This window comes from Actinomadura verrucosospora (assembly GCF_039540335.1).
GTDB classification, from domain to species: Bacteria; Actinomycetota; Actinomycetes; order Streptosporangiales; family Streptosporangiaceae; genus Spirillospora; species Spirillospora verrucosospora.
Window position 1 is genome coordinate 12,812 of sequence record NZ_BAABEV010000065.1, and the last position, 23,207, is coordinate 36,018.

At 73.4% G+C, this 23,207-nt stretch carries 23 protein-coding genes; 10 read left to right on the forward strand and 13 right to left on the reverse strand.

The features are described 5' to 3' along the window. Positions 1-9: 9 nt before the first annotated feature. The 6 genes from ABD944_RS39350 to ABD944_RS39375 all read right to left on the reverse strand — a co-directional run bounded on the left by ABD944_RS39350 (position 10) and on the right by ABD944_RS39375 (position 4,298). On the reverse strand, positions 10-1,086 hold the full coding sequence (locus ABD944_RS39350) for a substrate-binding domain-containing protein (RefSeq protein WP_345186559.1): 1,077 nt from the start codon (positions 1,084-1,086) through the stop codon (positions 10-12). 269 nt (positions 1,087-1,355) lie between these two features. After that, positions 1,356-2,141 carry a DeoR/GlpR family DNA-binding transcription regulator gene (locus ABD944_RS39355; RefSeq protein WP_345186563.1) on the reverse strand — a complete coding sequence of 262 codons (786 nt, stop codon included), beginning with the start codon at positions 2,139-2,141 and terminating at the stop codon, positions 1,356-1,358. A gap of 70 nt (positions 2,142-2,211) precedes the next feature. Then, entirely contained in the window at positions 2,212-2,604 is a 393-nt protein-coding gene (locus tag ABD944_RS39360) for a rhodanese-like domain-containing protein (protein ID WP_345186565.1), read from the reverse strand. Between the two features lie 21 nt (positions 2,605-2,625). Further along, a complete protein-coding gene (locus tag ABD944_RS39365; protein ID WP_345186567.1) occupies positions 2,626-3,498 on the reverse strand; it encodes a Gfo/Idh/MocA family protein in 873 nt (290 codons plus the stop codon). Between the two features lie 71 nt (positions 3,499-3,569). After that, positions 3,570-3,959 (reverse strand): hypothetical protein, encoded by a 390-nt coding sequence (locus ABD944_RS39370; protein WP_345186568.1) that lies wholly within the window; start codon positions 3,957-3,959, stop codon positions 3,570-3,572. A gap of 96 nt (positions 3,960-4,055) precedes the next feature. After that, positions 4,056-4,298, reverse strand: a complete 243-nt coding sequence (locus tag ABD944_RS39375; protein ID WP_345186569.1) for a hypothetical protein — start codon at positions 4,296-4,298, stop codon at positions 4,056-4,058. Positions 4,299-4,315: 17 nt separating this feature from the next. Here ABD944_RS39375 and ABD944_RS39380 point away from each other — a divergent pair, with 17 nt between their 5' ends. Then, positions 4,316-7,168 (forward strand): FAD-binding and (Fe-S)-binding domain-containing protein, encoded by a 2,853-nt coding sequence (locus tag ABD944_RS39380; protein WP_345186572.1) that lies wholly within the window; start codon positions 4,316-4,318, stop codon positions 7,166-7,168. Between the two features lie 13 nt (positions 7,169-7,181). On the opposite strand, the gene ABD944_RS39385 is transcribed toward ABD944_RS39380, so the two are convergent. Next, complete coding sequence (locus ABD944_RS39385) at positions 7,182-7,928, reverse strand: IclR family transcriptional regulator (protein ID WP_345186574.1); 747 nt, start codon at positions 7,926-7,928, stop codon at positions 7,182-7,184. Positions 7,929-8,021: 93 nt separating this feature from the next. On the opposite strand from ABD944_RS39385, the gene ABD944_RS39390 reads away from it, so the two are divergent. The 3 genes from ABD944_RS39390 to dmpG are packed head-to-tail and all read left to right on the forward strand — an operon-like array spanning position 8,022 to position 10,794. After that, a complete protein-coding gene (locus ABD944_RS39390) occupies positions 8,022-8,819 on the forward strand; it encodes a 2-keto-4-pentenoate hydratase (protein ID WP_345186579.1) in 798 nt (265 codons plus the stop codon). Further along, positions 8,816-9,712: an acetaldehyde dehydrogenase (acetylating) gene (locus ABD944_RS39395; RefSeq protein WP_345186581.1), complete on the forward strand. Its 897-nt coding sequence runs from the start codon at positions 8,816-8,818 to the stop codon at positions 9,710-9,712. Before ABD944_RS39390 ends, ABD944_RS39395 begins: the two co-directional genes overlap by 4 nt. A gap of 50 nt (positions 9,713-9,762) precedes the next feature. Beyond that, on the forward strand, positions 9,763-10,794 hold the full coding sequence (dmpG, locus tag ABD944_RS39400; protein WP_345186583.1) for a 4-hydroxy-2-oxovalerate aldolase: 1,032 nt from the start codon (positions 9,763-9,765) through the stop codon (positions 10,792-10,794). Here dmpG and ABD944_RS39405 read toward each other — a convergent pair. Next, positions 10,789-11,448 (reverse strand): HAD family hydrolase, encoded by a 660-nt coding sequence (locus tag ABD944_RS39405; protein WP_345186585.1) that lies wholly within the window; start codon positions 11,446-11,448, stop codon positions 10,789-10,791. The genes dmpG and ABD944_RS39405 overlap by 6 nt on opposite strands. Before the next feature lie 93 nt (positions 11,449-11,541). Here ABD944_RS39405 and ABD944_RS39410 point away from each other — a divergent pair, with 93 nt between their 5' ends. Continuing rightward, positions 11,542-12,132 carry a TetR/AcrR family transcriptional regulator gene (locus ABD944_RS39410; protein WP_345186588.1) on the forward strand — a complete coding sequence of 197 codons (591 nt, stop codon included), beginning with the start codon at positions 11,542-11,544 and terminating at the stop codon, positions 12,130-12,132. A 7-nt stretch (positions 12,133-12,139) separates the two neighbouring features. Here ABD944_RS39410 and ABD944_RS39415 read toward each other — a convergent pair whose 3' ends face one another. Continuing rightward, positions 12,140-12,997 (reverse strand): universal stress protein, encoded by an 858-nt coding sequence (locus tag ABD944_RS39415; protein ID WP_345186590.1) that lies wholly within the window; start codon positions 12,995-12,997, stop codon positions 12,140-12,142. 101 nt (positions 12,998-13,098) lie between these two features. On the opposite strand from ABD944_RS39415, the gene ABD944_RS39420 reads away from it, so the two are divergent. Together ABD944_RS39420 and ABD944_RS39425 are read left to right on the forward strand one after the other, a co-directional pair. Next, positions 13,099-13,653, forward strand: coding sequence for an Rv1733c family protein (locus tag ABD944_RS39420; protein ID WP_345186592.1), 555 nt, complete (start codon positions 13,099-13,101; stop codon positions 13,651-13,653). Between the two features lie 124 nt (positions 13,654-13,777). Further along, positions 13,778-14,509, forward strand: coding sequence for an aquaporin (locus ABD944_RS39425; protein ID WP_345186595.1), 732 nt, complete (start codon positions 13,778-13,780; stop codon positions 14,507-14,509). A gap of 32 nt (positions 14,510-14,541) precedes the next feature. Here the strand turns inward: ABD944_RS39425 and argG are convergent, their stop codons facing one another. Further along, positions 14,542-15,990: an argininosuccinate synthase gene (gene argG, locus ABD944_RS39430; protein ID WP_345186598.1), complete on the reverse strand. Its 1,449-nt coding sequence runs from the start codon at positions 15,988-15,990 to the stop codon at positions 14,542-14,544. 1,316 nt (positions 15,991-17,306) lie between these two features. On the opposite strand from argG, the gene ABD944_RS39435 reads away from it, so the two are divergent. Continuing rightward, positions 17,307-17,765, forward strand: coding sequence for a hypothetical protein (locus ABD944_RS39435; RefSeq protein ID WP_345186600.1), 459 nt, complete (start codon positions 17,307-17,309; stop codon positions 17,763-17,765). Between the two features lie 44 nt (positions 17,766-17,809). On the opposite strand, the gene ABD944_RS39440 is transcribed toward ABD944_RS39435, so the two are convergent. Further along, on the reverse strand, positions 17,810-19,336 hold the full coding sequence (locus tag ABD944_RS39440) for a class I adenylate-forming enzyme family protein (RefSeq protein WP_345186602.1): 1,527 nt from the start codon (positions 19,334-19,336) through the stop codon (positions 17,810-17,812). A 55-nt stretch (positions 19,337-19,391) separates the two neighbouring features. Further along, positions 19,392-20,228, reverse strand: a complete 837-nt coding sequence (locus ABD944_RS39445) for an SAM-dependent methyltransferase (RefSeq protein ID WP_345186606.1) — start codon at positions 20,226-20,228, stop codon at positions 19,392-19,394. Positions 20,229-20,294: 66 nt separating this feature from the next. On the opposite strand from ABD944_RS39445, the gene ABD944_RS39450 reads away from it, so the two are divergent. Together ABD944_RS39450 and ABD944_RS39455 are read left to right on the forward strand one after the other, a co-directional pair. Further along, positions 20,295-20,876, forward strand: coding sequence for a LysR substrate-binding domain-containing protein (locus ABD944_RS39450; RefSeq protein WP_345186616.1), 582 nt, complete (start codon positions 20,295-20,297; stop codon positions 20,874-20,876). A gap of 129 nt (positions 20,877-21,005) precedes the next feature. Then, the gene (locus ABD944_RS39455) at positions 21,006-21,827 is read left to right on the forward strand and encodes an SAM-dependent methyltransferase (protein ID WP_345186608.1); all 822 of its coding nucleotides are present in this window, start codon (positions 21,006-21,008) and stop codon (positions 21,825-21,827) included. A 7-nt stretch (positions 21,828-21,834) separates the two neighbouring features. On the opposite strand, the gene ABD944_RS39460 is transcribed toward ABD944_RS39455, so the two are convergent. Further along, on the reverse strand, positions 21,835-23,207 hold a 1,373-nt coding region (locus ABD944_RS39460), incomplete at its 5' end, for a discoidin domain-containing protein (RefSeq protein WP_345186610.1).

Below are 23,207 nucleotides of genomic sequence, written 5' to 3' on the forward strand. Positions count from 1 at the left end.
GGGAGATCGCTACTTGAGGCCGAGCTTGGCGCAGGCGGCCGCGTACTCGGCGGTGCAGACCTTGTCGGCCTTGAGGGCGCCGTCCGGGCCGAGCAGGACCTTGCCGATGTTGTCCTGGGTGACGACGGTCGGCGTGAAGAGCTCCGACGGCGTGCCGAACAGCGTCGTGTTGCCCTTGGGGGTCTCGCCCTGGACGAACGTGTGGGCCGCGTTGGCGGCGGCCTCCGCCACGATCTTGATCGGCTTGGAGATCGTGTTGTACTGGTCGCCGGCGATGATCCGCTGCGCGGCGGCGAGCTCGGCGTCGTTGCCGGTCACCGGCGGGACGTCGGTGCCGGCGGCCTTGAACGCGGCGACGGCGGCGCCGCCGGTGCCGTCGTTCGCGGCGACGACGCCCGCGATCTGGCCGCGGAACTTGCTGATCTGGCCGCTGACCCACTGCTGGGCCTTCGCGGGCTCCCAGCCGGGCGTGTCGTACTCGGCCAGCAGCTTGAAGCCGCTCGGGTCGACGGAGCTGTGGATGCCCTTCTTGATCAGGTTCGCGGCGGCGTCCGTGGGCGAGCCGTTGACCTCCAGGATGCCGCCCTCGGCCTTCTCCTGCTTGAGGTGGTCGACCAGCGACTGGCCGATCATCGCGCCGATCTTCTCGTTGTCGAAGGAGACGTAGTAGTCGGCCTTGGCCGCCGGGATGGGGCGGTCGTAGGCGATCACCTTCACGTCCCGGGACTGCGCCATCCGGACGATCGACGCCGCCGCGGCCGAGTCGACCGGGTCGATCACGATGGCCTTGACGCCCTGGGCGAGCACCGAGCTGGCCTGCTGCTGCTGCTTGGAGGCGTCGGCGCCGGCGTTCTGGTAGAGCACCGTGCAGCCGCCGCACAGCTGCTTCATCCTGGCCTTGAAGAGCGGGGCGTCGTAGAGCTCGTAGCGGGTCGAGGCGATGTCGGGCATCAGGAACGCGATCTTGGCGTTCTTCGCGTCGCCGCCGCCGGACCCCGCGCTCTTGGAGGAGCACGCCGCGGCGGGAGCGAGCGCGGCGAGCGCCGCGGCGGCCGCGGCGACCGTCCTGAGGGAGGGCTTCTTCACTGAGTTCTCCTCGGGGGTGCGCCCGTGAAGGGGGCGTTGGAGCCGATGCGGCGTCCGCATGACCGGGGTCGGCGGCCACCGCGGGGAGAACGTAACATCACGAACGTTAGAAGTGTCAATACATGCACGTTAACTAACACGGATGATCGTGAAGAAGATCGCGCCGGAAGCCGGAAAAGCCTGGTCACAGCTCGGCATCGATCCCATGAGGGATCTAGGCACGTGCGGGTCAGGCGATGTTAGTTATAACGTCCGTGCTCACACGGAGGTCAGCGGCGCGGGGCGACGTCGTAGTCGACCTTGTGCTTCGCCAGCTCGGCCAGCGCCTCCGGCGCCGCCCCGTCGTCCACGACGACCCGCTCGAAGTCGCTCAGCGGCGCGACCCGGTGCAGCGCGGTGCGGCCCAGCTTCGTGTGGTCCACCAGCAGGACGTTGCGGACGGCGCTGCGCAGCATGGCCCGCTTGACGACCACGACCCGCTGCTCCTGGTGGCCGGCGTTGCCCGCCGACACCGCCGAGGTCGACACGAAGCACAGGTCGACCTGCAACGACTCGATCATCTCGACGCACGAGACGCCCATGAACGAGTTGTGCAGCGGGTCGTAGTCGCCGCCGAGCGCGATCAGCCGGATGCCCTGCACCGGGGCCAGCAGGTTCAGGCCGTCGAGGAAGTTGGTGACGATGGTCAGCGGGCCGACGTCGGGGAGCCGCCGGGCGAGGGCGAGGGCCGTCGTCGAGTCGTCGAGCATGATCGCCATGCCGGGCTCGACCAGCTCGACCGCCCTCGCGGCGACGGCTTCCTTCTCCTCGCGCATCGTCTTGGCCCGGTAGGCGACGCTGCTCTCGAAGACCCCGGACCGCTGCGCGGTGACCCCGCCGCGGTACTTGCGGACGATGCCCTGGCGTTCCAGTTCGTCCAGGTCGCGGTGGATCGTCATGAGGCTGACCCCGAACCGCTCGGCGAGCTCGGCGGCCGTCCCCGACCCCGCGGCGAGCACCGCCTCGGCGATCGCGTCCTGCCGCTGCGCGGGCCCCCGCCGCTGCCGGTCGCTCATGCCCCGCTCCTCCGTCCGGACGCCAGGCCAGAAGTTAACACCAGGAATGTTAAGAGCTCAACTCACCTGGTCACCGGTCGGCGCCCCCGGTCGTCGGCAGGCCCGCCGCGCGCCACGCCTTGAACCCGCCCACGATGTCGGTCGCGTTGGTCAGCCCGAGGTCGTGCAGGGAGGCGGCGGCGAGGCTGGAGGTGTAGCCCTCCGAGCAGAACACGATCACGCGCAGGTCGTGGCCGGTGGCCTGGGGCAGCCGGGCGCCCGAGGCCGGGTCGAAGCGCCACTCCAGGACGTTGCGCTCCACGATCAGCGCGTCCGGGATCTCGCCCTCCTCCGCGCGCTGGGCGGCCGGGCGGATGTCCACCAGCACCGCCCCGTCACTCATCTCGGCGTGGGCCTGGTCGGGGTGGACGCGCGCGAGCCGGTCGCGCGCCGCGGCGAGGATGTCATCGATGGTGCGTGCCATGGACCAAGCATGGCAGGCAGGTCAGACCAGCTGCGCCTCGGCCGAGGCGAGCACCTCCTGGATCCGCAGGCCGTGGGCGGCGTCCAGCGCGGGGCTCGCCCCGCTCCTGACGGCGGCGGCGAACTCGGCCACCATCGTGGCGAACGCGTCGTCGCCGAGCTGCGACCAGTCGAGCCGCGCGTGGCCGCCCCGCCCGTAGACCTCGACGTGGGCGGGCGGGAGCTCCCCCGTGCCCGCCATCGACACCGACGCCTGGCTGATCGCGCCGTTCTCGTGCTCCAGCGTCAGCCCCAGCCAGCCGAGCGGGTCGCCGTGCGCGCGGACGCCGGCGACCCGGCCGAGCGCGGCGTCCAGCATGTCGACGATGTGGGGGCCGAGGTCGAGCAGCGCCCCCTTCTCCAGCCGCCACGGGGTGGCGAAGGGGCCCCCGCTCAGCACGGAGGAGACGAACGAGCCGTAGCCGCCGAACGGCTCCAGCTCCCGCGTCCGGTCGAGGAAGTCGCGGGCGGCGCGCGAGTAGCGCAGCGTGAGGACCATCTGCGAGACGACGCCGGCCTCGGCGATCGCGCCCGCGAGCCGGCGGGCGCCGTCCAGGTCCATGCCGAGGGGCTTCTCCAGCAGGACGGCCTTGCCCGCCCGGGCGGCCCGGGCGGCGAGGTCGGCCTGGACGTCCGGCGGGACGGAGAACGCCACGGCCTCGCAGGCGTCGAACAGCTCCTCGATCCGCTCGAACGAGGGCGCGCCGTGCTCGCCGGCCAGCGCGGCGGACGCCTCGGGCCGCCGCGCCCACACCCCCGCGAGCCGCGTGGCCGGGCCCGCCGCCAGCGCGGGCGCGTGCACCATCCCCGCCCAGGGTCCCGCCCCGACCAGCCCCACCGCCACCGCATCGCTCATGGGACAAACCTAGACGATCTACCTGCTTCCCGTCGCAACGCGCGGCGGCGGCGGGCGAGCGGCGGCGGGCGTCAGCCGAGCTGGACGCCGAAGAACAGCGCGAGGAGCGCGCCCAGGGCTCCGAGCGCGCCCCACACGGCGAGCCCGGCCTTGGACTTGGCGCGGGCGTGCAGGAACGCGGCCACGCCGGACAGCAGGACGAACACCAGCTTCACCTCCAGGGTGCGCTGGGCGGGGCCTGCGAGGTCGCCCGCGGCGATGTTCCAGCCTCCGGTGAGCACGAGGACGGCGAACGCGGGCCAGGCGATCGCGTTGAACCGGCGGGCCGCGGCCTTGGTGACGCCCTCGTAGCCGCGCAGGGCGGGCACGAGCGCGCCGAGGGTGATCTGCCCGCCGACCCAGATCGTCGCGGCGAGCACATGCAGGAAGATCCGCACGTCGGCGGTGGTGACGGCGAGCACGAGGAGGCCTCCGAGGGCGTACCGGGCGGGGGTGTGACGGGTCGCTCCCGGACGCTACCGCCTGCCCCGGCGGGGCCCGGCGGCACCCCGGGGTTCTCAGGCGGCCCGCTTCCATCCCCGGCGGGGACGGTGCATGCCGAGCTGCTCGTCGCGGCTGCGGTAGACGATGGAGGGGCGGTCAGGCAGCCGACATTCCCCGGTCACGCCGGGGGCCCGCGTCCAGGTGTCGGGGATCGACAGCCCGCCGACGTGGCCGAGCGCCACGACGAGGCTGCCGAAGGGGACCGACAGAGGCCCCCGCAGGGAAGCGGGGCGCCCGGCGTCCGGCGCCCGCACCATGACCTACCGTGGTCACCGTGACCGACCATCGTGAGCACGGCGAGCTGGTGGAGGCGCTGCGGGCGGCCGGGGTCAGCGGGGTGGACGACTCTGCGCTCGCGCGGTCCCTGTACTCCTCGGACGCCTCCCTGTACCGGGTGCCGCCGCGGGTCGTGGTGACGCCCCGTGAGGCGGACGAGCTGCCCGCCGTCCTCGCCGTGTGCCGGGACGCCGGGGTGCCGCTCACGATGCGCGGCGCCGGGACGTCCATCGCGGGCAACGCGGTCGGGCCCGGGGTCGTCGCGGACGTGAGCCGGCACCTGAACCGGGTGCTGGAGATCGACCCGGAGGCGGGGACGGCGCTGGTGGAGCCCGGCATCGTGCAGGAGCGCCTGCACCGGAGGGCGGCCGCGCACGGGCTGCGGTTCGGGCCCGATCCGTCCACCCGGACGCGGGCCACGCTCGGCGGGATGATCGGCAACAACGCCTGCGGGTCGCGGGCGCTCGGCTACGGGCGCACGAGCGACAACGTGCTCGGCCTCGACGTCGTCACCGGGTCCGGGGAGCGGCTGCGGATCGGCGACGTGCCGGGGGCGCGGACCGGCGGCGTCCTGATGGAGCGGCTGCGCGGGCTGGTCGGCGAGAACCTGGCCCTGGTGCGGACGGAGTTCGGGAGGTTCGGCCGGCAGGTCTCCGGCTACTCGCTGGAGCACCTCCTGCCGGAGAAGGGCTTCGACGTCGCCCGCGCGCTGGTGGGAAGCGAGGGGACGCTCGCGCTGACGCTCGCGGCACGGGTGCGGATGGTCCGCGAACCCGCGCACCGGGCGCTCGTGGTGCTCGGGTACGGGTCGATGGCCGAGGCCGCCGACGCCGTCCCGGCGATCCTCCCGCACGGCCCGGTCGCGTGCGAGGGCCTGGACTCGCGGATCGTGAACGTCGTGCGGGAGCGGCGGGGCGCCGGCGCGGTGCCGCCGCTGCCGTCCGGGTCGGGATGGCTGCTGGTGGAGCTGGCCGGATCCGAGCCCGGGGCGCTGCGCTCCGCGGCGCGCGGGGTCGTCGCCGCGTCCGGCTGCGCCGACTCGGCGCTCGTGGAGGACATGGCGCTGGCCGACGCGCTGTGGCGGATCCGCGAGGACGGCTCCGGGCTCGTCGCCCGCACGCCCGCCGGCGAGCAGGCCCACGCCGGGTGGGAGGACGCGGCCGTCCCGCCCGAGCGGCTCGGCGCGTACCTGCGGGAGTTCGAGGCGCTGCTGGCCGGTTACGACCTGTTCGGCGTGCCGTACGGGCATTTCGGCGACGGGTGCATCCACGTCCGGATCGACTTCCCGTTCGGGCGGACCGGCGGGACGCGCGTCTTCCGCGACTTCCTCAACGACGCGGCCGCGCTGGCGGCCCGGCACGGCGGCACCATGTCCGGCGAGCACGGCGACGGCCGGGCCCGCAGCGAGCTGCTGCCGCACATGTACTCGGCCGAGGCGCTGGCGCTGTGCTCGGCCGTCAAGGACGTCTTCGATCCGGACGACCTGCTCAACCCCGGCATCGTCGTCCGCCCGGCGGCCGTGGACGCCGACCTGCGCGCCGTGCAGACGGTCCCGCTGAACCGGGGGCTCGGTCTCGCCTACCGGGACGACCGCGGCGACCTGTCCCGGGCCGTGCACCGCTGCACCGGCGTGGGCAAGTGCCGCGCCGACAACACCGGGGCGGGCGGCGTGATGTGCCCGTCCTACCTGGCGACCCGGGAGGAGAAGGACTCCACGCGCGGGCGGGCCCGGGTCCTCCAGGAGGTCGTCAGCGGCAGGCTCGGCCCGGACGGCTGGAAGTCCGAGGCCCTGCACGACGTCCTCGACCTCTGCCTGGCCTGCAAGGGCTGCGCGTCCGACTGCCCGACCGGCGTCGACATGGCCTCCTACAAGGCGGAGGCGCTGCACCAGCGGTACCGGGGACGGATCCGGCCGCGCTCCCACTACGCGCTCGGCCGGCTCCCGCGCTGGACCCGGCTCGCCGCCAGGGCCCCCGCGGCGATCAGGGTGGTCAACGCGGCGATGCGGTCGCGCGCGCTGAAGCCGCTGCTGGCCTGGGGCGCGGGCATCGACCGGCGGCGCACGCTCCCCGCGCTGGCGCCCGAGACGTTCCGGCGCTGGTTCGCCTCCCACCACAGCCCGGAGGGCCGCAACGGCGACGTCGTGCTGTTCGTGGACAGCTTCACCGACGCGTTCTCCCCCGATGTGGGCCGGGCGACCGTGCGGGTGCTGGAGCACGCCGGCTACCGCGTCACGATGACCGAGCGCCCCGTGTGCTGCGGAATCACGTGGATCTCCACCGGGCAGCTGGACGGGGCGCGGGCGCAGGCGCGCCGGGCCGTCCGCGCGCTGCTCCCCCACGTCCGGCGCGGCGCCAGGGTCGTCGGGATGGAGCCGTCCTGCACCGGCGTGCTGCGGTCCGACGCCGAGGAGCTGCTGAGGGGCGTGGACGCCGCCGCCGCCCGCGAGGTCGCCGCCGCGACCCGCACCCTGGCCGAGCTGCTCGCCGAGACACCGGACTGGACGCCGCCCGACCTGTCCGGCGTGACCGGGGTCGCACAGCCGCACTGCCACCACCACGCCGTCATGGGCTGGGCGAAGGACGCCGAGCTCCTGCGGAAGGCGGGCGCGGGCGTCGAGCGGCTCGGCGACTGCTGCGGCCTGGCCGGCAACTTCGGCGTCGAGAAGGGCCACCACGAGGTGTCGGTCGCCGTCGCCGAGCACCGGCTGCTCCCGGCGGTCCGCGCGGCCGGGGAGGACGCCGTGGTCCTGGCCGACGGGTTCAGCTGCCGCACGCAGCTGCGCGAGCTCGCGCACCGCGACGGCGAGCACCTCGCCCAGCTCCTGGCCCGCCGCCTGCCGGGGCGATGACCGCCCGGAGCGGCTAACCGCCCAGGGTGCGCGAGAGGGTGAGCGCGGCGGTGTGGACGGCCGGGGCGACCGCGGCGAGCCGCATCCGGGTCGCCCAGCCCGACACCGACAGCGCGCCGAGGACCAGCCCGTCCGGGCCGAGGACGGGGCTGGCGGCGCAGACGATCCCGCGCCCGGACTCCTCCCGGTCGTAGGCGACGCCCTCGCGCCTGATCGTCTCCAGCTCGCGGGCGAGCAGCCCGGGCGCGGTCACGCTGCGCTCGCCGACCCTGACCAGCTCCGACTCCAGCACGCCCTTGACCACCTCCGGCGGGGAGAACGCGAGGATCGCCTTGCCCACCCCGGTCACGTGCGCGGGCAGCCGCCCGCCCACCTGGGACGGCAGCCGCGGCCCGCCGGAGGACCCGAGGATCTCCACGTAGACGACCTCGCCGCCCTCCAGCACCGCGAGGTGGACGGTCTGCCGGGTCGCCTCCCGCAGGTCCGACATGTACGGGACGGCGGCGTCCCGCAGCACCCGCTGGCGCGGCACCCGCTGCCCGATCTCGAACAGCCGCAGCCCGAGCCGCACCCGCGGGCCCCGGCGCTCCAGCAGCCCGGCGTCCACCAGGTCGAGGGCGATGCGGTGCGCGGTCGACTTCGGCAGGCCGCTGCGGCGGGCCAGCTCGGCCGGGCCCAGGCCGTCGTCCTCCGGGCGGAACGCCGACAGCACCGCGACGACGCGGCGCAGGAAGCTCTCCTCGGACGGGACGGACGTCATGGAAGAAGTGTCCCACCACGCGGGACGGCCGCGTTGCCCGCGGGGGTCGCGGCGGGAGAGGCTCGGCCTGCCCACGAACGAAAGGACGGCCCCATGGACCCGGGTTCCGTGGAGAAGGCCGCGGCCGCGCTCCTTGACGCGTACGCCACCGGCACTCCCATCTCGCCGCTGACGAAGGACCATCCGACCATGTCGGTGGCCGACGCCTACGCGGTCCAGCTCGCCCAGGTCAAGGCGTGGACGTCCGCCGGCGCGCGGATCAAGGGCCACAAGGTCGGCCTGACCTCGGCCGCGATGCAGCGCCAGATGGGCGTGGACCAGCCAGACTTCGGCGTGCTGCTGGACACGATGTTCCTGCCGGAGAGCGCGCCGATCGACACCGGCCGGTTCCTGCAGCCCCGGATCGAGCCGGAGATCGCGTTCGTGCTGGGCCGTCCCCTGGCCGGTCCCGGCGCCACGGCGGCGGACGCCGTCGCGGCCGTCGAGTACGTCCTGCCCGCCCTGGAGGTGATCGACTCCCGCATCGCGGACTGGAAGATCACCCTTCCGGACACGATCGCGGACAACGCCTCCAGCGGCGGCGTCGTGCTCGGCACCCGCCCGGTCCGGCTGGACGACCAGGACCTGTCGCTGATGGGCTGCCTGCTGCGCCGCGACGGCGACCTGATCGACACCGGCGCGGGCGGCGCGGTCCTCGGATCGCCGATCAACGCGCTGGTCTGGCTGGCCAACGTCCTCGGCGAACGCGGCGTGAGCCTGGAGGCCGGGCACGTGGTGCTGCCCGGCTCGATCACCGCGGCCGTGCCGGTCGCGCCCGGGGAGACGCTCACGGCGACGTTCGCCGGGATCGGTTCCGTCACCGCTCGGTTCGGAAGGAGGGAGCAGGCATGAGCACGTTGACGGCGGCGATCGTCGGGCCGGGCAACATCGGCACCGACCTGCTGGTCAAGCTCCAGCGCAGCGAGCTGATCGACGTCCACTCGATGGTCGGGGTGGTGCCGGAGTCCGACGGCCTGGAGCGCGCCCGCAGGATGGGCGTCGAGGCGTCGGCGGAGGGCGTGGACTGGCTGCTGAAGCAGCCCACTCTGCCCGACCTGGTGTTCGAGGCGACCTCGGCGAAGGCGCACCTGGCCAACGCGCCCCGCTACGAGGAGGCGGGGATCACGGCGATCGACCTGACGCCGGCCGCGACGGGCCCCCTGGTGTGCCCGCCGGTGAACCTGGACTCGCTGTCGGACGCCCCCAACCTCAACATGATCACCTGCGGCGGGCAGGCGACGATCCCGATCGTGCACGCGGTGTCCTCGGTGGTGCCGGTGCCGTACGCCGAGATCGTCGCGTCGATCGCGTCCCGCTCGGCCGGTCCCGGCACCCGCGCGAACATCGACGAGTTCACCGAGACCACGGCCCGCGCGATCGAGCAGGTCGGCGGCGCCGGGCGGGGCAAGGCGATCATCATCCTCAACCCGGTGGACCCGCCGATGATCATGCGGGACACGGTGTTCTGCGCGATCCCGTCCGACGCCGACACCGGGGCGATCGCGGAGTCGATCGAGAAGATGGTCGCGCAGGTCGCCGCCTACGTCCCCGGCTACACGCTGCGGGTCGAGCCGCAGTTCGACGAGCCCCGCGACATCTGGAACGGGATGGCCCGCGTCGCGGTGTTCCTGGAGGTCCGCGGGAACGGCGACCACCTGCCGCCGTGGGCCGGCAACCTCGACATCATGACCGCGGCCGCCGCCCGGGTCGGCGAGCAGCTCGCGCGCAGGAAGGCCTCAGAATGAGCGAAGCGAACCGGGGGGTGCGGGGGGTCGCCCCCTCGCAGGGAACAGGTATGAGCGACGTCAGCGAGAAGATCCGGATCACCGACTCCACGCTGCGGGACGGCAGCCACGCGATGGCGCACCGCTTCACCGAGGAGCAGGTCCGCGGCGTCGTGCACGCCCTCGACGCCGCCGGGGTCGAGGTCATCGAGGTCACCCACGGCGACGGCCTCGGCGGGTCGTCCTTCAACTACGGCTTCTCGCTGGAGGACGACGTCAAGCTCGTCGCCGCCGCCGTGGACGAGGCGACCCGGGCCAAGATCGCCGTCCTGCTGCTGCCGGGCCTCGGCACGGTCCACGACCTGAAGATGGCGCACGACGCGGGCGCGTCCGTCGCCCGGGTCGCCACGCACTGCACCGAGGCGGACGTGTCGCTGCAGCACTTCGCCGCCGCCCGCGAGCTCGGCATGGAGACCGTCGGGTTCCTCATGCTCTCGCACCGGGTCGGCCCGGACGAGCTGGCGCGGCAGGCCCGGATCATGGTGGACGGCGGCGCGCAGTGCGTCTACGTCGTCGACTCCGCCGGCGCCCTGGTCCTCGGCGAGGCGCAGGAGCGGATCAGCGCGCTGGTCAAGGAGATCGGGCACGAGGCGCAGGTCGGCTTCCACGGCCACCAGAACCTGTCCCTCGGCGTCGCCAACTCCGTCCTGGCGCAGCAGAACGGCGCCCGGCAGATCGACGGCGCGCTGTGCGCGCTCGGCGCGGGGGCGGGCAACTCCCCCACCGAGGTGCTGGTCGCGACGTTCGAGCGGCTCGGCGTCCCGACGGGCGTCGACGTGCAGGGCGCGCTGGCGGCCGCCGACGACGTGGTGAAGCCGTTCCTGCACCGGCTGCCGTTCGCCGACCGGGGCGCGATCACGCAGGGGTACGCGGGCGTGTACTCCAGCTTCCTGCTGCACGCCGAGCGGGCGGCCGAGCGCTACGGCGTCCCGGCGCACGAGATCCTGCAGAAGGTCGGCGAGGCCGGCTACGTGGGCGGCCAGGAGGACATGATCATCGACGTGGCGCTCCAGCTCGCCGCCGAGCGCGACCGCGCCTCATAGCGCGAGCGGGCTCCGGTCCAGGTCGTCCAGCAGGGCGCGGGGGTCGTCGTAGACGGCCGCCGCGCCCGCCTCCTCCAGCTCGGCGCGGCTCCAGCCGCCGGTGAGCACGCACACGCACGGCATTCCCGCGCGCCGGGCGGCCTCGACGTCCCAGCGGGTGTCGCCGACGAACACGGCCCGGGCGGCGGGCGCCGCCGCGCGCTCCAGGGCGAGCTGGACGAGGTCCGGCGCCGGTTTGGTCGCCTCCACCTCCGAGCCGGAGGTGGCGTCGTCGATGGCGTCGTCGGCGTCCAGCGCCGCGCGCAGCGCCTTCAGCTCGGGCGCGGCGGCCGAGCTGGCGAGCACGACGCGGCTCCCGCGCCCGGCGCACGCCCGCAGCAGGTCGGCGGCGCCGTCGAAGGCCTGGAGCCGCGACCAGTACTGGGCGTACAGGGCCGTGTGCGCGGTGCGGATCCCGTCGTCGGCGTCCCGGTCCCGGTCGTCCGGGAGCAGGTGGTCGAGCAGCTTGTCCGAGCCCATGCCGACCGCCCTGTGCACGTCCGCCATGGGGACGGTGTGCCCGTGCTGGAGGAACGCCTGCCACCAGGTGGCCGCGTGCAGGTAGTTGGTGTCGACCAGCGTGCCGTCGACGTCGAAGAGCACCGCATCGATCATGCGGCGGCCCTACCCCGTCCGCGCCCCGGGAATCGGGCATCCGCGACGATCTTGATCGGTTGCACGGTGCAAGCGTTGGGATAGCGTGGCGTGATGACCCACGAGGAGCCTCGCGCGTCCACACCCCGCGGACGGGCACGCCGGGAGCAGCTCGTGGGGATCGGTCTCGACCTGCTCGCCGAGGGCGGCTGGGCCGCGCTCACGGCCCGGGCCGTCGCCGACCGGGCCCGGATCCGGCCGGGGCTGCTCCACCACTACTTCAACGGGCTGCCGGGGCTGCACGTGGCCGTCGCGCAGCGGGCCAGCGAGACGATCGTCGACCCGGTGGTGGACGCGCTGGTCGCCGCGCCGGACACCGCGGCCGCGCTGCGGGCGCTGCGCGAGCGCGTCCTGGACGTGCTCGCCGGGGAGCGCAACCTCAGGCTCGCCGCCGAACTGCTGGTCCGGGCGCTGCGCGACCCGCGGATGGGCGCCGAGCGGCGGGACTGGTCGAGGGACGCGCGGGCCCGCGTCGCCGCACGGCTGGAGCACCTGCGCCCCGGGTGGCCCGCCGAGCGCCGCGAGGGGACCGCCATGCTCTTCACCGCGGTGCTGGACGGCCTGATACTCCAGCTGATCCTCGAGCCCGACCTGCCGGCCGACCCCGCCCTGCACGCGACCGAGGCCTGGGCCGGGGACTCCTGACCGGCGCTCAGTCCGGGCGCGCGGGGACGATCGCGACGGCGCGGCGGGCATGCCGGAGCACCGCCGTGCTGGTCGAGCCCAGCGGGGCGATCCCGGCGCCCCGGTCGCCCAGCACCAGCAGCCCGGCGTCGTCCGCGGCGTCGAACAGCGCCTCCATGGGGCGCTCCAGCAGCAGCGAGACCCGGATGTCGAGCCGCGGATACCGCTCGCGCCACGGGGCCACGGCCGCCTCCAGCTCGGCGGCGCGCGTCTTCTCCAGCAGCTCCCTGTCGTGGAACAGCGCCAGCTCGTCCGCGTCGACCGCGGCGGGCTCCCAGCAGGCGTACACCACGCGCAGCTCCCACCGGCGCAGCGCCGCCTCGGCGGCGGCGAAGCCCAGCGCCGGGTCGCACCACGTCGTCCCGTCGGCCCCTGCGACGACCCGGCGGGGGCCCACCCCGTCCTTCACGACGACCACCGGGCGGGTGGCGCCGGCCGCGAGTTCCAGCACCCCCGCGCCCTCGTCCAGCCGCTCGGGGGCCGCGACCACCACCAGCTCCGCGTCGCGCGACTCGCTCAGCAGCGCGCCCCGGGCGGGGCCGCGGACCAGGCGACCGCGCACCGTGCCGGGCGCCCCCAGTTCGCGGGCGCGGCGCCTGCCGCGCTCCAGCAGGTTCCATCCAGCCCGCCTCATGACCGCCTCGCCGTGCGGGTCCTCGTGCCCCTCCGGGTAGGGCCAGTGCCAGCAGTGGCACATCACCAGATCGAGGTCGCGCAGCCGGGCCTCCTCGATCGCCCAGCTCAGCGCCGTGTCGTTCTCCGCCGTCCCGTCGTAGCCGAACAGGACGTGCGCCTGCTCGCCGCTCTCCACGCCCGTCATGTGCATGCCCTCCTCCTGCCAGTTTGCGCGCTATGCGAGCGCACCAGAAGAGGCGCGTGCCCGACCGCTTCCCGGAGCGATTACTGTCACGGACGAAGGAGGAGGCAATGAGAAGGCTAGGACGGGTCCGCCGCCGTTTCGGCTTCGACCGCAACGAACTGCGACGCGCCGTCGACCGCCGCCAGTGGGCGGTCGGCGTCGCCGCCGCGGTGCTGTTCACGGTGCTCGCCCCGCCCGCGTCCGCGCTCCTGGCCGCCGACGCCTACCGCAGCGGCGTGCGGGCCGAGCACCGCAACGTCCACCGCGTCACGGCGCAGGTCGTCCACACCGACTCGCAGGGCGGCGCCGGCATACGGCACACCTACGCCGAGCTGGCCTGGACGTCCCGCGACGGCCGGACGCGGACCACCGTCGTCCCGGCCGACAAGTCCGTCAGGCCGGGCATGGAGCAGCGCATCTGGGTGGACACGGCGGGCAACCCGATCCAGCACCCCCAGACCCGCGCCGCCACCCTGGCCACCACCGCCGTGGCCGCGGCCACGGCCGCCGTCGCCGTGGGCGTCCCCCTGCTGGCCGGCTACCTCCTCGTCCGCCGCCGCTGCGACCGCCGTCGCGGCGCCCTCTGGGACGAGAGCTGGACCAGCCTGGCCCAGCACGCCTGACCGGCTCCCCCAAGCCGCCCCCATTTCCGGGTCACGGCGCTCACACGGAGACGATCTTCCCGGCCTCCCCGGGTAGGCCGAGGCCATCGGAGTCCCGGGGGAAGGGGAGCGCGTGTTCAGGAGGATGGCTGCGGAGCTCGTGGGCACGCTGCTGTTGGTCTACTTCGCGGTGGGCGTGGCGACCCTGTCGTTCGGCTTCGGCGTCGCCGGGCGCAGCCTCTCGGCGGGCGTCGTCGCGACGGCGCTGGCCTTCGGCCTGGTGCTCCTCGCCCTGGTCTACGCGATCGGCCCGATCTCGGGCTGCCACGTCAACCCGGCCGTCACGCTGGGCGTGCTGCTCGCCCGCCGGATCCCGCCGCTCGACGCCGCCGGCTACTGGGCCGCCCAGTTCGCCGGCGGCATCCTGGGCGCGCTCCTGCTGTGGGCGACCTTCTCCGGCTCGCCGCTCTACGCCCGCTCCGTGACCGGTCTCGGCGCGGACGGGTGGGGCGACGCCAGCCTCATCCGCATCGACATGGGCGGCGCGTTCCTCACCGAGGTCGTCCTGACCGCCCTGTTCGTGTTCATCGTGCTGTCCATGACGAGCACGGCGGCCATCCCGTCGGTCGCCGGGGTGGGCATCGGCCTCGCCCTCACGACCGTGCACCTCATCGGCATCCCCATCACGGGGACCTCGGTCAACCCGGCCCGCAGCCTCGGCCCGGCCGTCGTCCTCGGCGGGACCGCCCTCTCGCAGGTGTGGCTGTTCATCGTCGCGCCCCTGGTGGGGGCCGTGGTGGCGGCGGCACTGCACGGCTTCGTCGGACCGCCGGAGAAGGAGACCCCGCTTCCTCCCGTGGAGGAGGAGGCCCCCTAGCTCCTCTGCGGCGGCCCGGACCGGACCTCTGGTCAGTCGGTGCCGAACTCCATGGCGGCGCGGTCGAGGACCTCGGCGTCCCGGGAGTCCTTGCCGCGGGAGGCGATCGCCTCGGCGCCGCCCGCCGGCATCGCGCCGATCAGCCCGGTCGAGGCCGCCTGCGCGGCACCGATCAGGGCCGGGTGCGAGCTGCCGACCATGCCGAGCCCGGCGTACTGCTCCAGCTTGGCGCGCGAGTCGGCGATGTCGAGGTTGCGCATGGTCAGCTGGCCGATCCGGTCCACGGGGCCGAAGGCGGAGTCCTCGGTGCGCTCCATGGACAGCTTGTCGGGGTGGTAGCTGAACGCGGGGCCGGAGGTGTCGAGGACGGAGTAGTCCTCGCCGCGCCGCAGCCGCAGGGTCACCTCGCCGGTGACGGCCGTCCCGACCCAGCGCTGCAGCGACTCGCGCAGCATGAGCGCCTGCGGGTCCAGCCAGCGTCCCTCGTACATGAGCCGGCCGAGCCGCCGGCCCTCGCTGTGGTAGGTGGCGAGGGTGTCCTCGTTGTGGATCGCGTTGACGAGCCGCTCGTAGGCCGCGTGCAGCAGCGCCATGCCGGGCGCCTCGTAGATGCCGCGGCTCTTGGCCTCGATGACGCGGTTCTCGATCTGGTCGGACATCCCGAGACCGTGCCGCCCGCCGATGGCGTTGGCCTCCAGCACCAGGTCGACGGCGGACCCGAACTCCTTGCCGTTGATCGTCACCGGGCGGCCCTGCTCGAACCCGATCGTGACGTCCTCGGCGGCGATCTCCACGGCGGGGTCCCAGAACCGCACGCCCATGATCGGCTCGACGGTCTCGATGCCGGCGTCGAGGTGCTCCAGCGCCTTGGCCTCGTGGGTGGCGCCCCAGATGTTGGCGTCGGTGGAGTAGGCCTTCTCCGTGCTGTCCCGGTAGGGCAGGCCGCGGGACAGCAGCCACTGCGACATCTCCGTGCGGCCGCCGAGCTCGGTGACGAAGTCGGCGTCGAGCCAGGGCTTGTAGACCAGCAGGGACGGGTTGGCCAGCAGCCCGTAACGGTAGAAACGCTCGATGTCGTTGCCCTTGAACGTCGAGCCGTCGCCCCAGATCTGGACGTCGTCCTCCAGCATGGCGCGGACGAGGAGCGTCCCCGTCACGGCTCGTCCGAGCGGCGTGGTGTTGAAGTAGCTGCGGCCGCCGGACCGGATGTGGAACGCGCCACACGCCAGGGCGGCGAGTCCCTCCTCCACGAGGGCGGCCCGGCAGTCGACCAGGCGCGCGACCTCCGCCCCGTACTTGGCCGCGCGGCCGGGCACGGAGGCGATGTCGGGCTCGTCGTACTGCCCGATGTCGGCGGTGTAGGCGCAGGGCACCGCGCCCTTGTCGCGCATCCACGCGACCGCCACCGAAGTGTCGAGGCCACCGGAGAAGGCGATCCCGACGCGCTCACCGACGGGCAGGGAGGTCAGCACTTTGGACATGAGCACAAGTATGCACGCTCCTGCATGAACATGCAACGCGCCTCCTCCGCCCGCCCGGTGGGGCGCGGACGGGCGGACGCGGGGCGGCCGCGGCCCCCGGCCGGCGAAAGCGGCCGCCGCATCTCTCCTCTCAGAAGGGCTTGACCAGCAGTCATCATGGTTCTTACCCGGTGAATCGCCCTCCACCTCCGCGGATCGCCGCATCAGAACGACCCCAATGACATCGTTCAATCACTCGGCTCTGAGTTCGCACCGGTTTCGCATGTGGGGATCATTCGCCTTTCGCGGTTCTCCCCCTACCAGGAAGACCTCCGCGAACGCAAGCACGCGAAGCCGCACGGACCAAGACTCAATACGCGACGCGCCATTCGCCGCGCATTCGCTCCACCGAGAGGCCGATCCTCGCGGCCGGTTAATAATCATCGATCGTGGCATCAAGACTTGCCGCGCAAGTTTCACTCACGTAATGGGGAATGACCGTAATGCGCCATTCCGAAACCCGAGAATGGCCGCTTGTGGCCGTTCGCCTTACTTTCTCCGCGACCTCGCGTTCCCTGGTTCATGGCGCTGCAGGAAGCCGGTCGCACGAGCGGATGAGGCGGTTCTTCGCGGATCCGTTCGAATCCCGGCCCCACCCCGTGATCCCCAACGCGCCGACATCCGACGGAGAATTGTCCGGTTGCACCGGATTGCACGGAACGGAGGGAAACAAGATGGAGTCGGTTCGGCAAACAGGCGTTCACCGTCAAAGCAGCCGGAGGTACGCGGAACCCCTGCGTTGCGGGACGGCGGGGACGGGAAACCCGGGAGACCCGAAAGCGAAGTGTTTTCTAACGGCGCCGAGAGCTTTCCATCTGGCGGGCTCCCCGCTCTTCCAAAAGACGACCCGGTCACGGGAAGATTGGGGACGGTAACGAAGAGCAACCACACCGACGGAAGCTTGAACTGATCATGGATACGCCCGTCAACCCCGCTGACCAGGCGTTAGCCCGACTCCGCGAGGACTTCCAAGGCCACCGAATCTGGCGTGCCACGCGCTACGACGGAAGGCTCGGCGACTGGGTCGCCACGCTGCACGACCCAAAGGCCGGCATTGACCCGACCGTTATATGCAGCACCGCCGAAGAGCTTCGCAGGGTCCTCACCAACGAGCTCAGCCGCGCGGCCTGCCGCCCGACGCCCGACCCCCGTAAGTGGGTGCGCCGGTAATGGGGTGGATCGAACCGAAGAATCTGCACGCCGGGGCCTCGGCTTCCTCTTTGACAAGCCACCTTGACCGACTTGCACATGAAGTCGTCCGGGAGGGCTGGAAGGCCGTGCCGCGCTATGAGGGGGCCCTCCCGCTCCTGCGCGTCTACGACCCGGCCGTCCCGGGGTTCGGGGAGAGCATCACGCTCGCCTCCGGATCGGCGTCCGACGCCTGGTGGTACCGGTCGAGCACCGGCGAGGACCTGGCCCCGCACACCAACCCGGCCGGCGCGGCGGAGCGGATCACCCGGATCCTCACCCCCTACGTGGCGGCGGCGCTCGCCGCCCGGGCGCGGCGTCCGGTGCGGGACGGCACCGCGCTGCCGATCCCGCCGCCCGACCCCGGCGCGCCCCACACGGACACGATCGCCTATCTCCGCGCCCGCTTCGGTGTCCTGTGCTGGTGGGGCACCCACACCAAGGAATGGTGGGCGCTCATCCCCTGTGCCGCGCAGTGGAGGCTCGTCAACGCGCCCGCCTCGGAGACCCTCGCCCAGGCCATCCTCGACGTCCACGCGCACAGTTAGAGCCCCGGGTGCCGGGGAGGCCTTCTCCTCCCCGGCACCCGGGTTCAGCCCGGGACGGATCCGTCGCGGTCCTTGAGGAGGGCTTTGTGGATCTTGCCTACGGGGGTCAGGGGGACGTCCGCGGTGATGACGAACTGGCGGGGCACCTTGTAGTCGGCCAGGCGGTCGCGGCAGTAGGCGGTCAGCTCGTCGGCGGTGGGGGGCTCGGCGCCCGGGCGCGGGACGACGTAGAAGCGGCCGACCTCGCCGAGGACCGCGTCGGGGACGCCGATCCCGGCGGCCATCGCGACCTTCGGGTGGGCGGTCAGGACGTTCTCGATCTCCACCGGGTAGACGTTGAAGCCGCCCTGGATGTACATCTCCTTCTTGCGCCCGCGCAGGACCAGGTGCCCGTCGGGCTCCATGGCGACCATGTCGCCGGTGGCGAGCCAGCCGTCCGGCAGGAACACCTCGGCGGTCTCGTCCGGCATGTCCCAGTAGCCGGCGGCGACGCAGGCGCCGCGGATCTGGAGCTCGCCGGTCTCGCCCGGCGGCAGCACCGTCCCGTCCGGGGCCGTCACGCGCGCCTCGAAGTCGCCGATGATCGCGCCGAGGGTCCGGGAGACGGTCTCGGGGTCGTCGTCCGTCGGGGACAGGACGCAGGCGCCCGAGGATTCGGACAGCCCGTAGAGACCGTAGAGAGGCGCGCCGGGGAAGCCTCGGCGGATCGCGTCGGCGAGCGCCGGCTCCACGTTGGAGCCCCCCGCCATGCACAGCCGGACGGACGAGACGTCGTGCTCGGCAAAGTCGGGGCGGCCGAGCATCAGCACGTACATCGTGGGGACGGCGCCGAGGAACGTCACCCGGTGGCGTTCGACGGCGCGCAGCGCGGCGTCCGGGGAGAACGCGGGCAGCAGCGCGACCGAGCCGCCGCTGACCAGGGCGGCCATGATGGTGCAGGTGATGCCGCCGACGTGGTTGAACGGGAGGTGGCCGAGCAGGACGTCCTCGCCGGTCATCCGGAAGTGGTCGGCCTGGGCCGAGGCCGAGGCCAGGATGCCGCGGTGGGTGATGACGGCGCCCTTGGGGCGCCCCGTGGTGCCGGACGTGTAGAGGATCATCAGCGGGTCGCCCGGGTCCACCGCGGCGCGGGCCGCGGCCAGGGCCGGCGGGGCCGGGGTCGAGGCCAGGGCGTCGAAGCCCTCACCAAAGTGCACGGCGGGAATGCCGGACGACGCGAAGTACGCGGCGAAGTCGAAGTCGGGGACAGCCTCGACGCCGACGACCAGCCGGGCGCCGCTCTGCCCGAGCATGTACGACAGCTCCCGCTCCCGGTAGCGGACGTTGAGCGGGACGACCACGGCGCCGATCCGGGCCGCGCCGAAGAACACCGCGAGCCACTGCGCGGTGTTGGGTCCGAGGAGGCCGATCCGGTCGCCCCGCCCGACGCCGCGGGCCAGCAGGCCCGCCGCGACACGGTCGACCAGCTCGTCGAACCCGGAGAACGTGATGGTGTCGTCGCCGTCGTGAAGGAACACCGCGCCCCGCGTCGCCGCGGCCTCCAGTGCCCCTCCGACCGTCACTGCCCGCATGTCGCCTTCCCTCTTCCCGGTGGCATTCGTCAGGGAGCGGTCGTGCACGCACACCTCAGGGCTTGCGGCCGACTCCGGCGTAGAACCAGATCGGCAGGGCCTCCTCCAGGGTGACCGGGCGTTCGGGCCGCCACAGCGGCGCCCACACCAGGCCGGGGTCCACCAGTTCGAAGTCGCCGAACAGACCGGTCACCTGCTCCAGGCTGCGCGGGGTGCCGGGCGCGTTCGTCCTCTTGTAGACCTCGACGACCTTCGCCACGATGTCGGGCACGCCGTCGGCGGAGGCGTGGGTGATCGCCATGTGGCTGCCGGGGGCGAGCGCCTCGCGCAGCTCGGCCATGACGCCGGGCGGGTCGTCCTCGTCCGGGATGAAGTGCAGGGTGGCGATCGTCAGCAGCGCGACTGGCTTCCCGAAGTCCAGCAGCCGGGTGATCTCGGGATGCTCCAGGATCTCGCGGGGGCGGCGGATGTCGGCCTGGACCATCCGGGTGCCGGGCGAGTCCGCGAGGATCGCCCGCCCGTGCGCGACGACCTGGCCGTCGTAGTCGACGTAGGCGACGCGGGCGGCGGGGTTCACCGACTGGGCGATCTGGTGGACGTTCTGCTGGGTGGGGAGCCCGGTGCCGATGTCGAGGAACTGGTCGATGCCCTGCTCGGCCATGTACCGGACGGCGCGCCCCATGAACGCCCGGTTCTCCTTGATCAGGGTGATCAGGGTGGGGTCGGCGGCCTTGGCCTCCTCGGCGCGGAGGCGGTCGGCCTCGTAGTGGTCCTTGCCGCCGAGGTAGTAGTCGTACATGCGAGCGATGTTCGGCACGCTCGGGTCGAATCCGCCTGGCCCAAACCGCTCGCCTGCCACCGTGCCTCCCTGCCGGCCGCCCACGCTGATCATCTTCGCGCCCCACTCTACGGGCTGGGATCGCGCCGCCGGACCGGTCCACGAGAACGACCGATCACGATTCGGTCCGACAGACACGGCCCGCCCGCCCGGCCGCGAGGGCGCCCTCCGGCCGCCGCCGCCCAGAGCGAGGACGCCGGTCACCTGCTTCTCGCTCGGCGGTGCGATATCGCCGTGCTCATTCCGAGCGAGCAGACCCCGGCCGCGGACGACGCGCGGTTCGCGCAGTGGCCCGTGCTCGACGAGCCGCAGGACCTGCTCGTCCCGGCCGGGCACCCGCTCGCCGCGCGCGGGGCGGTCGGGCTCGCCGACGCGGCCGGCGAGCCGTGGATCGGCTCGCCGGACCGGTGCGACCAGCACCAGCTCATGCTCGCCGCCTGCGCCGCCGCCGGGTTCACGCCGCGGCTCGCCCACGAGGCCAACGAGTGGTTCGCCGTCTCGGCGCTCGTCGCCCGCGGTTTCGGCATCGGCCTGGTGCCGCGGCTGGCGCCGCTGCCGCCGGACGACGCCGTGGTCCGGGTGGCGCTGCAGGGCGCGGCGGCGCCGTCCCGGCGCATCATCGCGATCGTCCGCCGGGGCAGCGAGACGCAGCCGCCGATCGCGCGGGGTCTGGAGGCGCTCCGCGCGGCCGAGCGGCGCTGACGTTCGACTCGCCGGGCTGGGGCGCCTACCTCGGGTACGTCGGACGTACCAGAAAGTAGCGTGCCATACTGGGCGATTCCTCGCGGCGGCCGCGCGTCACCGCTCGGATGTCAGGTGAATGGAGAAGCCATGCCCTTCCCCGCGGGGCACGAGCCGCTGGCCTTCGATCCGACGGCGCCCAACGAGAGCCGGATGCACGACTACTTCCTCGGCGGCAAGGACAACTACGCCGCGGACCGGCAGGCGGCGCTCCAGGCGATCGAACTCGCGCCGGAACTGCCGGTCCTGGCCCGCGAAGGGCGCAAGTTCCTGGACCGCGTCGTCCGGTTCCTCGCCGCCGCCGGGATCCGCCAGTTCCTCGACATCGGCACCGGCCTGCCCACCCAGGGAAGCGTGCACCAGATCGCTCAGGCGGTGGCGCCGGACTGCCGGGTCGTCTACGTGGACAACGACCCCGTGGTGCGCGTCCACGCGCAGGCGCTGCTGGGAGGCGACCCCCGCACCGCGGTCGTCGAGGCCGACATGCGGGACGCCGAAGGCATCGCGCGCCACCCCGACCTGCGCCGCCTGATCGACCTCGACCAGCCGACGGCGCTGCTGTTCTTCCACGTGCTCTACACCATCCCCGACGACGAGGAGGTGGCGGGGAGCGTCCGGCGGCTGAGCGACCTGATGGCGCCGGGCAGCCACATCGCGATCTCGCATCCGGTCAGCGACCTGTGCCCGGAGGTCACCGCCAGGCTCGCCTTCCTCTACCAGCAGGAGACCCACGCGATCCGCGGCACGCCGCGCTCGAACATCCGGACCAGGGCCGAGGTGGAGAAGCTCTTCTCCGGCTGGGACCTGATCGAGCCCGGCGTCGTCTACCTGCCCCTGTGGCGTCCCGAGCACGAGACCATCGAGTCGTCCAGGCCGATCTGGAGCGTCGGGGGCGTCGGGCGCAAACCCTGAACGCCCGTCACCCGGCGGGGGCGCCGTAGACGCTCACCTCCGTGAGGTGGAAGGTGAGGTTGGCGGTGTTGCCGGTTCCGACCACCCGGATGTAGCGGGCCCTGGCCTCGGTGGCCAGGGTGTCGCCCGCGTCGGCGGCGGGGCGCGGCCCGTTGCGCCCGCCGAGGGTGAACCAGTGGCCGCCGTCGAGGCTGCCCTCCAGGCGGTAGGTGTAGAAGCGGGTCCCGTCGACGTAGTTGCGGACGTTGACGCGCGAGACGTCGTCGACGGCGCCGAGGTCGACCCGCCACCAGGTCTCGCCGTAGGTCATCTGACCGCCCCAGTAGGGCGAGTTGGCGCGGCTGCCGTCGTTGGCGGCCTCCGGCGGCCGGCCGGGCTCGGAGGACAGCGCCGTCACCGGCTTGCGGAGGCTTTGGAGCGGGTCGTCCGATCCGTTGCGGGACGTGTCGGGCGAGGCGGCGATGGCGCCGTCGAACCGGGCGATGGCCTCCTGCGCCGTGTGGGCGTTCACCGCGCTGACGAACATCCCGACGTCCTGGGCGCCCGCCGAGCCGGGGACCGTGCCGGAGCCGACCACGGCCCAGTTCACGCCGTCGGAGCTGCACGATCCGGACATCCGGTCGCCGTCCCTGCGCAGCCGCACGCGGACCGCGCCCGCGGTGAACCCGCCGACCTCGGTGTAGTGGTCGAGCCGGCCGTCGCCGTCGGCGTCGTAGGAGAAGACGCACCCGTGTGCGGGCGTCACGGCGATGGCGGCGTACCCGGCGGACCCGGTCCGGGCCAGGTCGTCGCTCGCGACCAGTCCGGCCCGCGTCCAGCCGGACGACCCGTCCAGCTCGGTCACCTTCGTGGAGACCGCGTGCCCCGGGGCCAGCCAGTCGTCCTCGTAGACGGTCGCGAACTCGTTGGTGTCGCCCCACATGTCCTTGCCGCCCGCGGCGATGCCGACCGTGTCGCCGGACCGCGCGAACTCGGCCGCGGTCGAGGCGGAGGTCCTGTAGGGCTCCCCCACCGCGCCGCCGCCGACCATGAGGAGGGAGTGCGCGCTCGCCTGCTCGGAGTCGCCTCCGGCGGCGCGCCACGAGACCGTGGCGTCCAGGCCCGGGAGGGCGCCGGGCTCCGCGTCCGCGGGTGCGGTCACCGTCCAGGTCGCGGTGGCGGTCGCGCCCGGGGCGACGTCGCCGGCCGGGCCGGACGTCGCCGTGATCTTGTACCCCTCGGGCGCGGCCAGCCCGAAGCGCACCCCGCGGGCCTCGCCGAGCGCCGACTCGTTGGTGAACGTCGCGGTCACGCGGACGGCGCCGCCCGGCCGGACGCCCTTGCGGTCGGCGGCGAGGGCCAGCGCGGACAGCGACTCCTCGGCCAGCCGCCGCGCCAGCG

Excerpts from the sequence above, each read along its gene's own strand:
- ABD944_RS39365 (WP_345186567.1), bottom strand. The coding sequence starts at position 3,498 with ATGAGCGATGCGGTGGCGGTGGGGCTGGTCGGGGCGGGACCCTGGGCG.
- ABD944_RS39360 (WP_345186565.1), bottom strand. The coding sequence starts at position 2,604 with ATGGCACGCACCATCGATGACATCCTCGCCGCGGCGCGCGACCGGCTC.
- ABD944_RS39355 (WP_345186563.1), bottom strand. The coding sequence starts at position 2,141 with ATGAGCGACCGGCAGCGGCGGGGGCCCGCGCAGCGGCAGGACGCGATC.
- ABD944_RS39420 (WP_345186592.1), top strand. The coding sequence starts at position 13,099 with ATGAGAAGGCTAGGACGGGTCCGCCGCCGTTTCGGCTTCGACCGCAAC.
- ABD944_RS39375 (WP_345186569.1), bottom strand. The coding sequence starts at position 4,298 with ATGGTGCGGGCGCCGGACGCCGGGCGCCCCGCTTCCCTGCGGGGGCCT.
- ABD944_RS39405 (WP_345186585.1), bottom strand. The coding sequence starts at position 11,448 with ATGATCGATGCGGTGCTCTTCGACGTCGACGGCACGCTGGTCGACACC.
- ABD944_RS39455 (WP_345186608.1), top strand. The coding sequence starts at position 21,006 with ATGCCCTTCCCCGCGGGGCACGAGCCGCTGGCCTTCGATCCGACGGCG.
- dmpG (WP_345186583.1), top strand. The coding sequence starts at position 9,763 with ATGAGCGACGTCAGCGAGAAGATCCGGATCACCGACTCCACGCTGCGG.
- ABD944_RS39385 (WP_345186574.1), bottom strand. The coding sequence starts at position 7,928 with ATGACGTCCGTCCCGTCCGAGGAGAGCTTCCTGCGCCGCGTCGTCGCG.
- ABD944_RS39415 (WP_345186590.1), bottom strand. The coding sequence starts at position 12,997 with ATGCACATGACGGGCGTGGAGAGCGGCGAGCAGGCGCACGTCCTGTTC.
- ABD944_RS39425 (WP_345186595.1), top strand. The coding sequence starts at position 13,778 with ATGGCTGCGGAGCTCGTGGGCACGCTGCTGTTGGTCTACTTCGCGGTG.
- argG (WP_345186598.1), bottom strand. The coding sequence starts at position 15,990 with ATGTCCAAAGTGCTGACCTCCCTGCCCGTCGGTGAGCGCGTCGGGATC.
- ABD944_RS39410 (WP_345186588.1), top strand. The coding sequence starts at position 11,542 with ATGACCCACGAGGAGCCTCGCGCGTCCACACCCCGCGGACGGGCACGC.
- ABD944_RS39445 (WP_345186606.1), bottom strand. The coding sequence starts at position 20,228 with ATGATCAGCGTGGGCGGCCGGCAGGGAGGCACGGTGGCAGGCGAGCGG.
- ABD944_RS39440 (WP_345186602.1), bottom strand. The coding sequence starts at position 19,336 with ATGCGGGCAGTGACGGTCGGAGGGGCACTGGAGGCCGCGGCGACGCGG.
- ABD944_RS39395 (WP_345186581.1), top strand. The coding sequence starts at position 8,816 with ATGAGCACGTTGACGGCGGCGATCGTCGGGCCGGGCAACATCGGCACC.
- ABD944_RS39390 (WP_345186579.1), top strand. The coding sequence starts at position 8,022 with ATGGACCCGGGTTCCGTGGAGAAGGCCGCGGCCGCGCTCCTTGACGCG.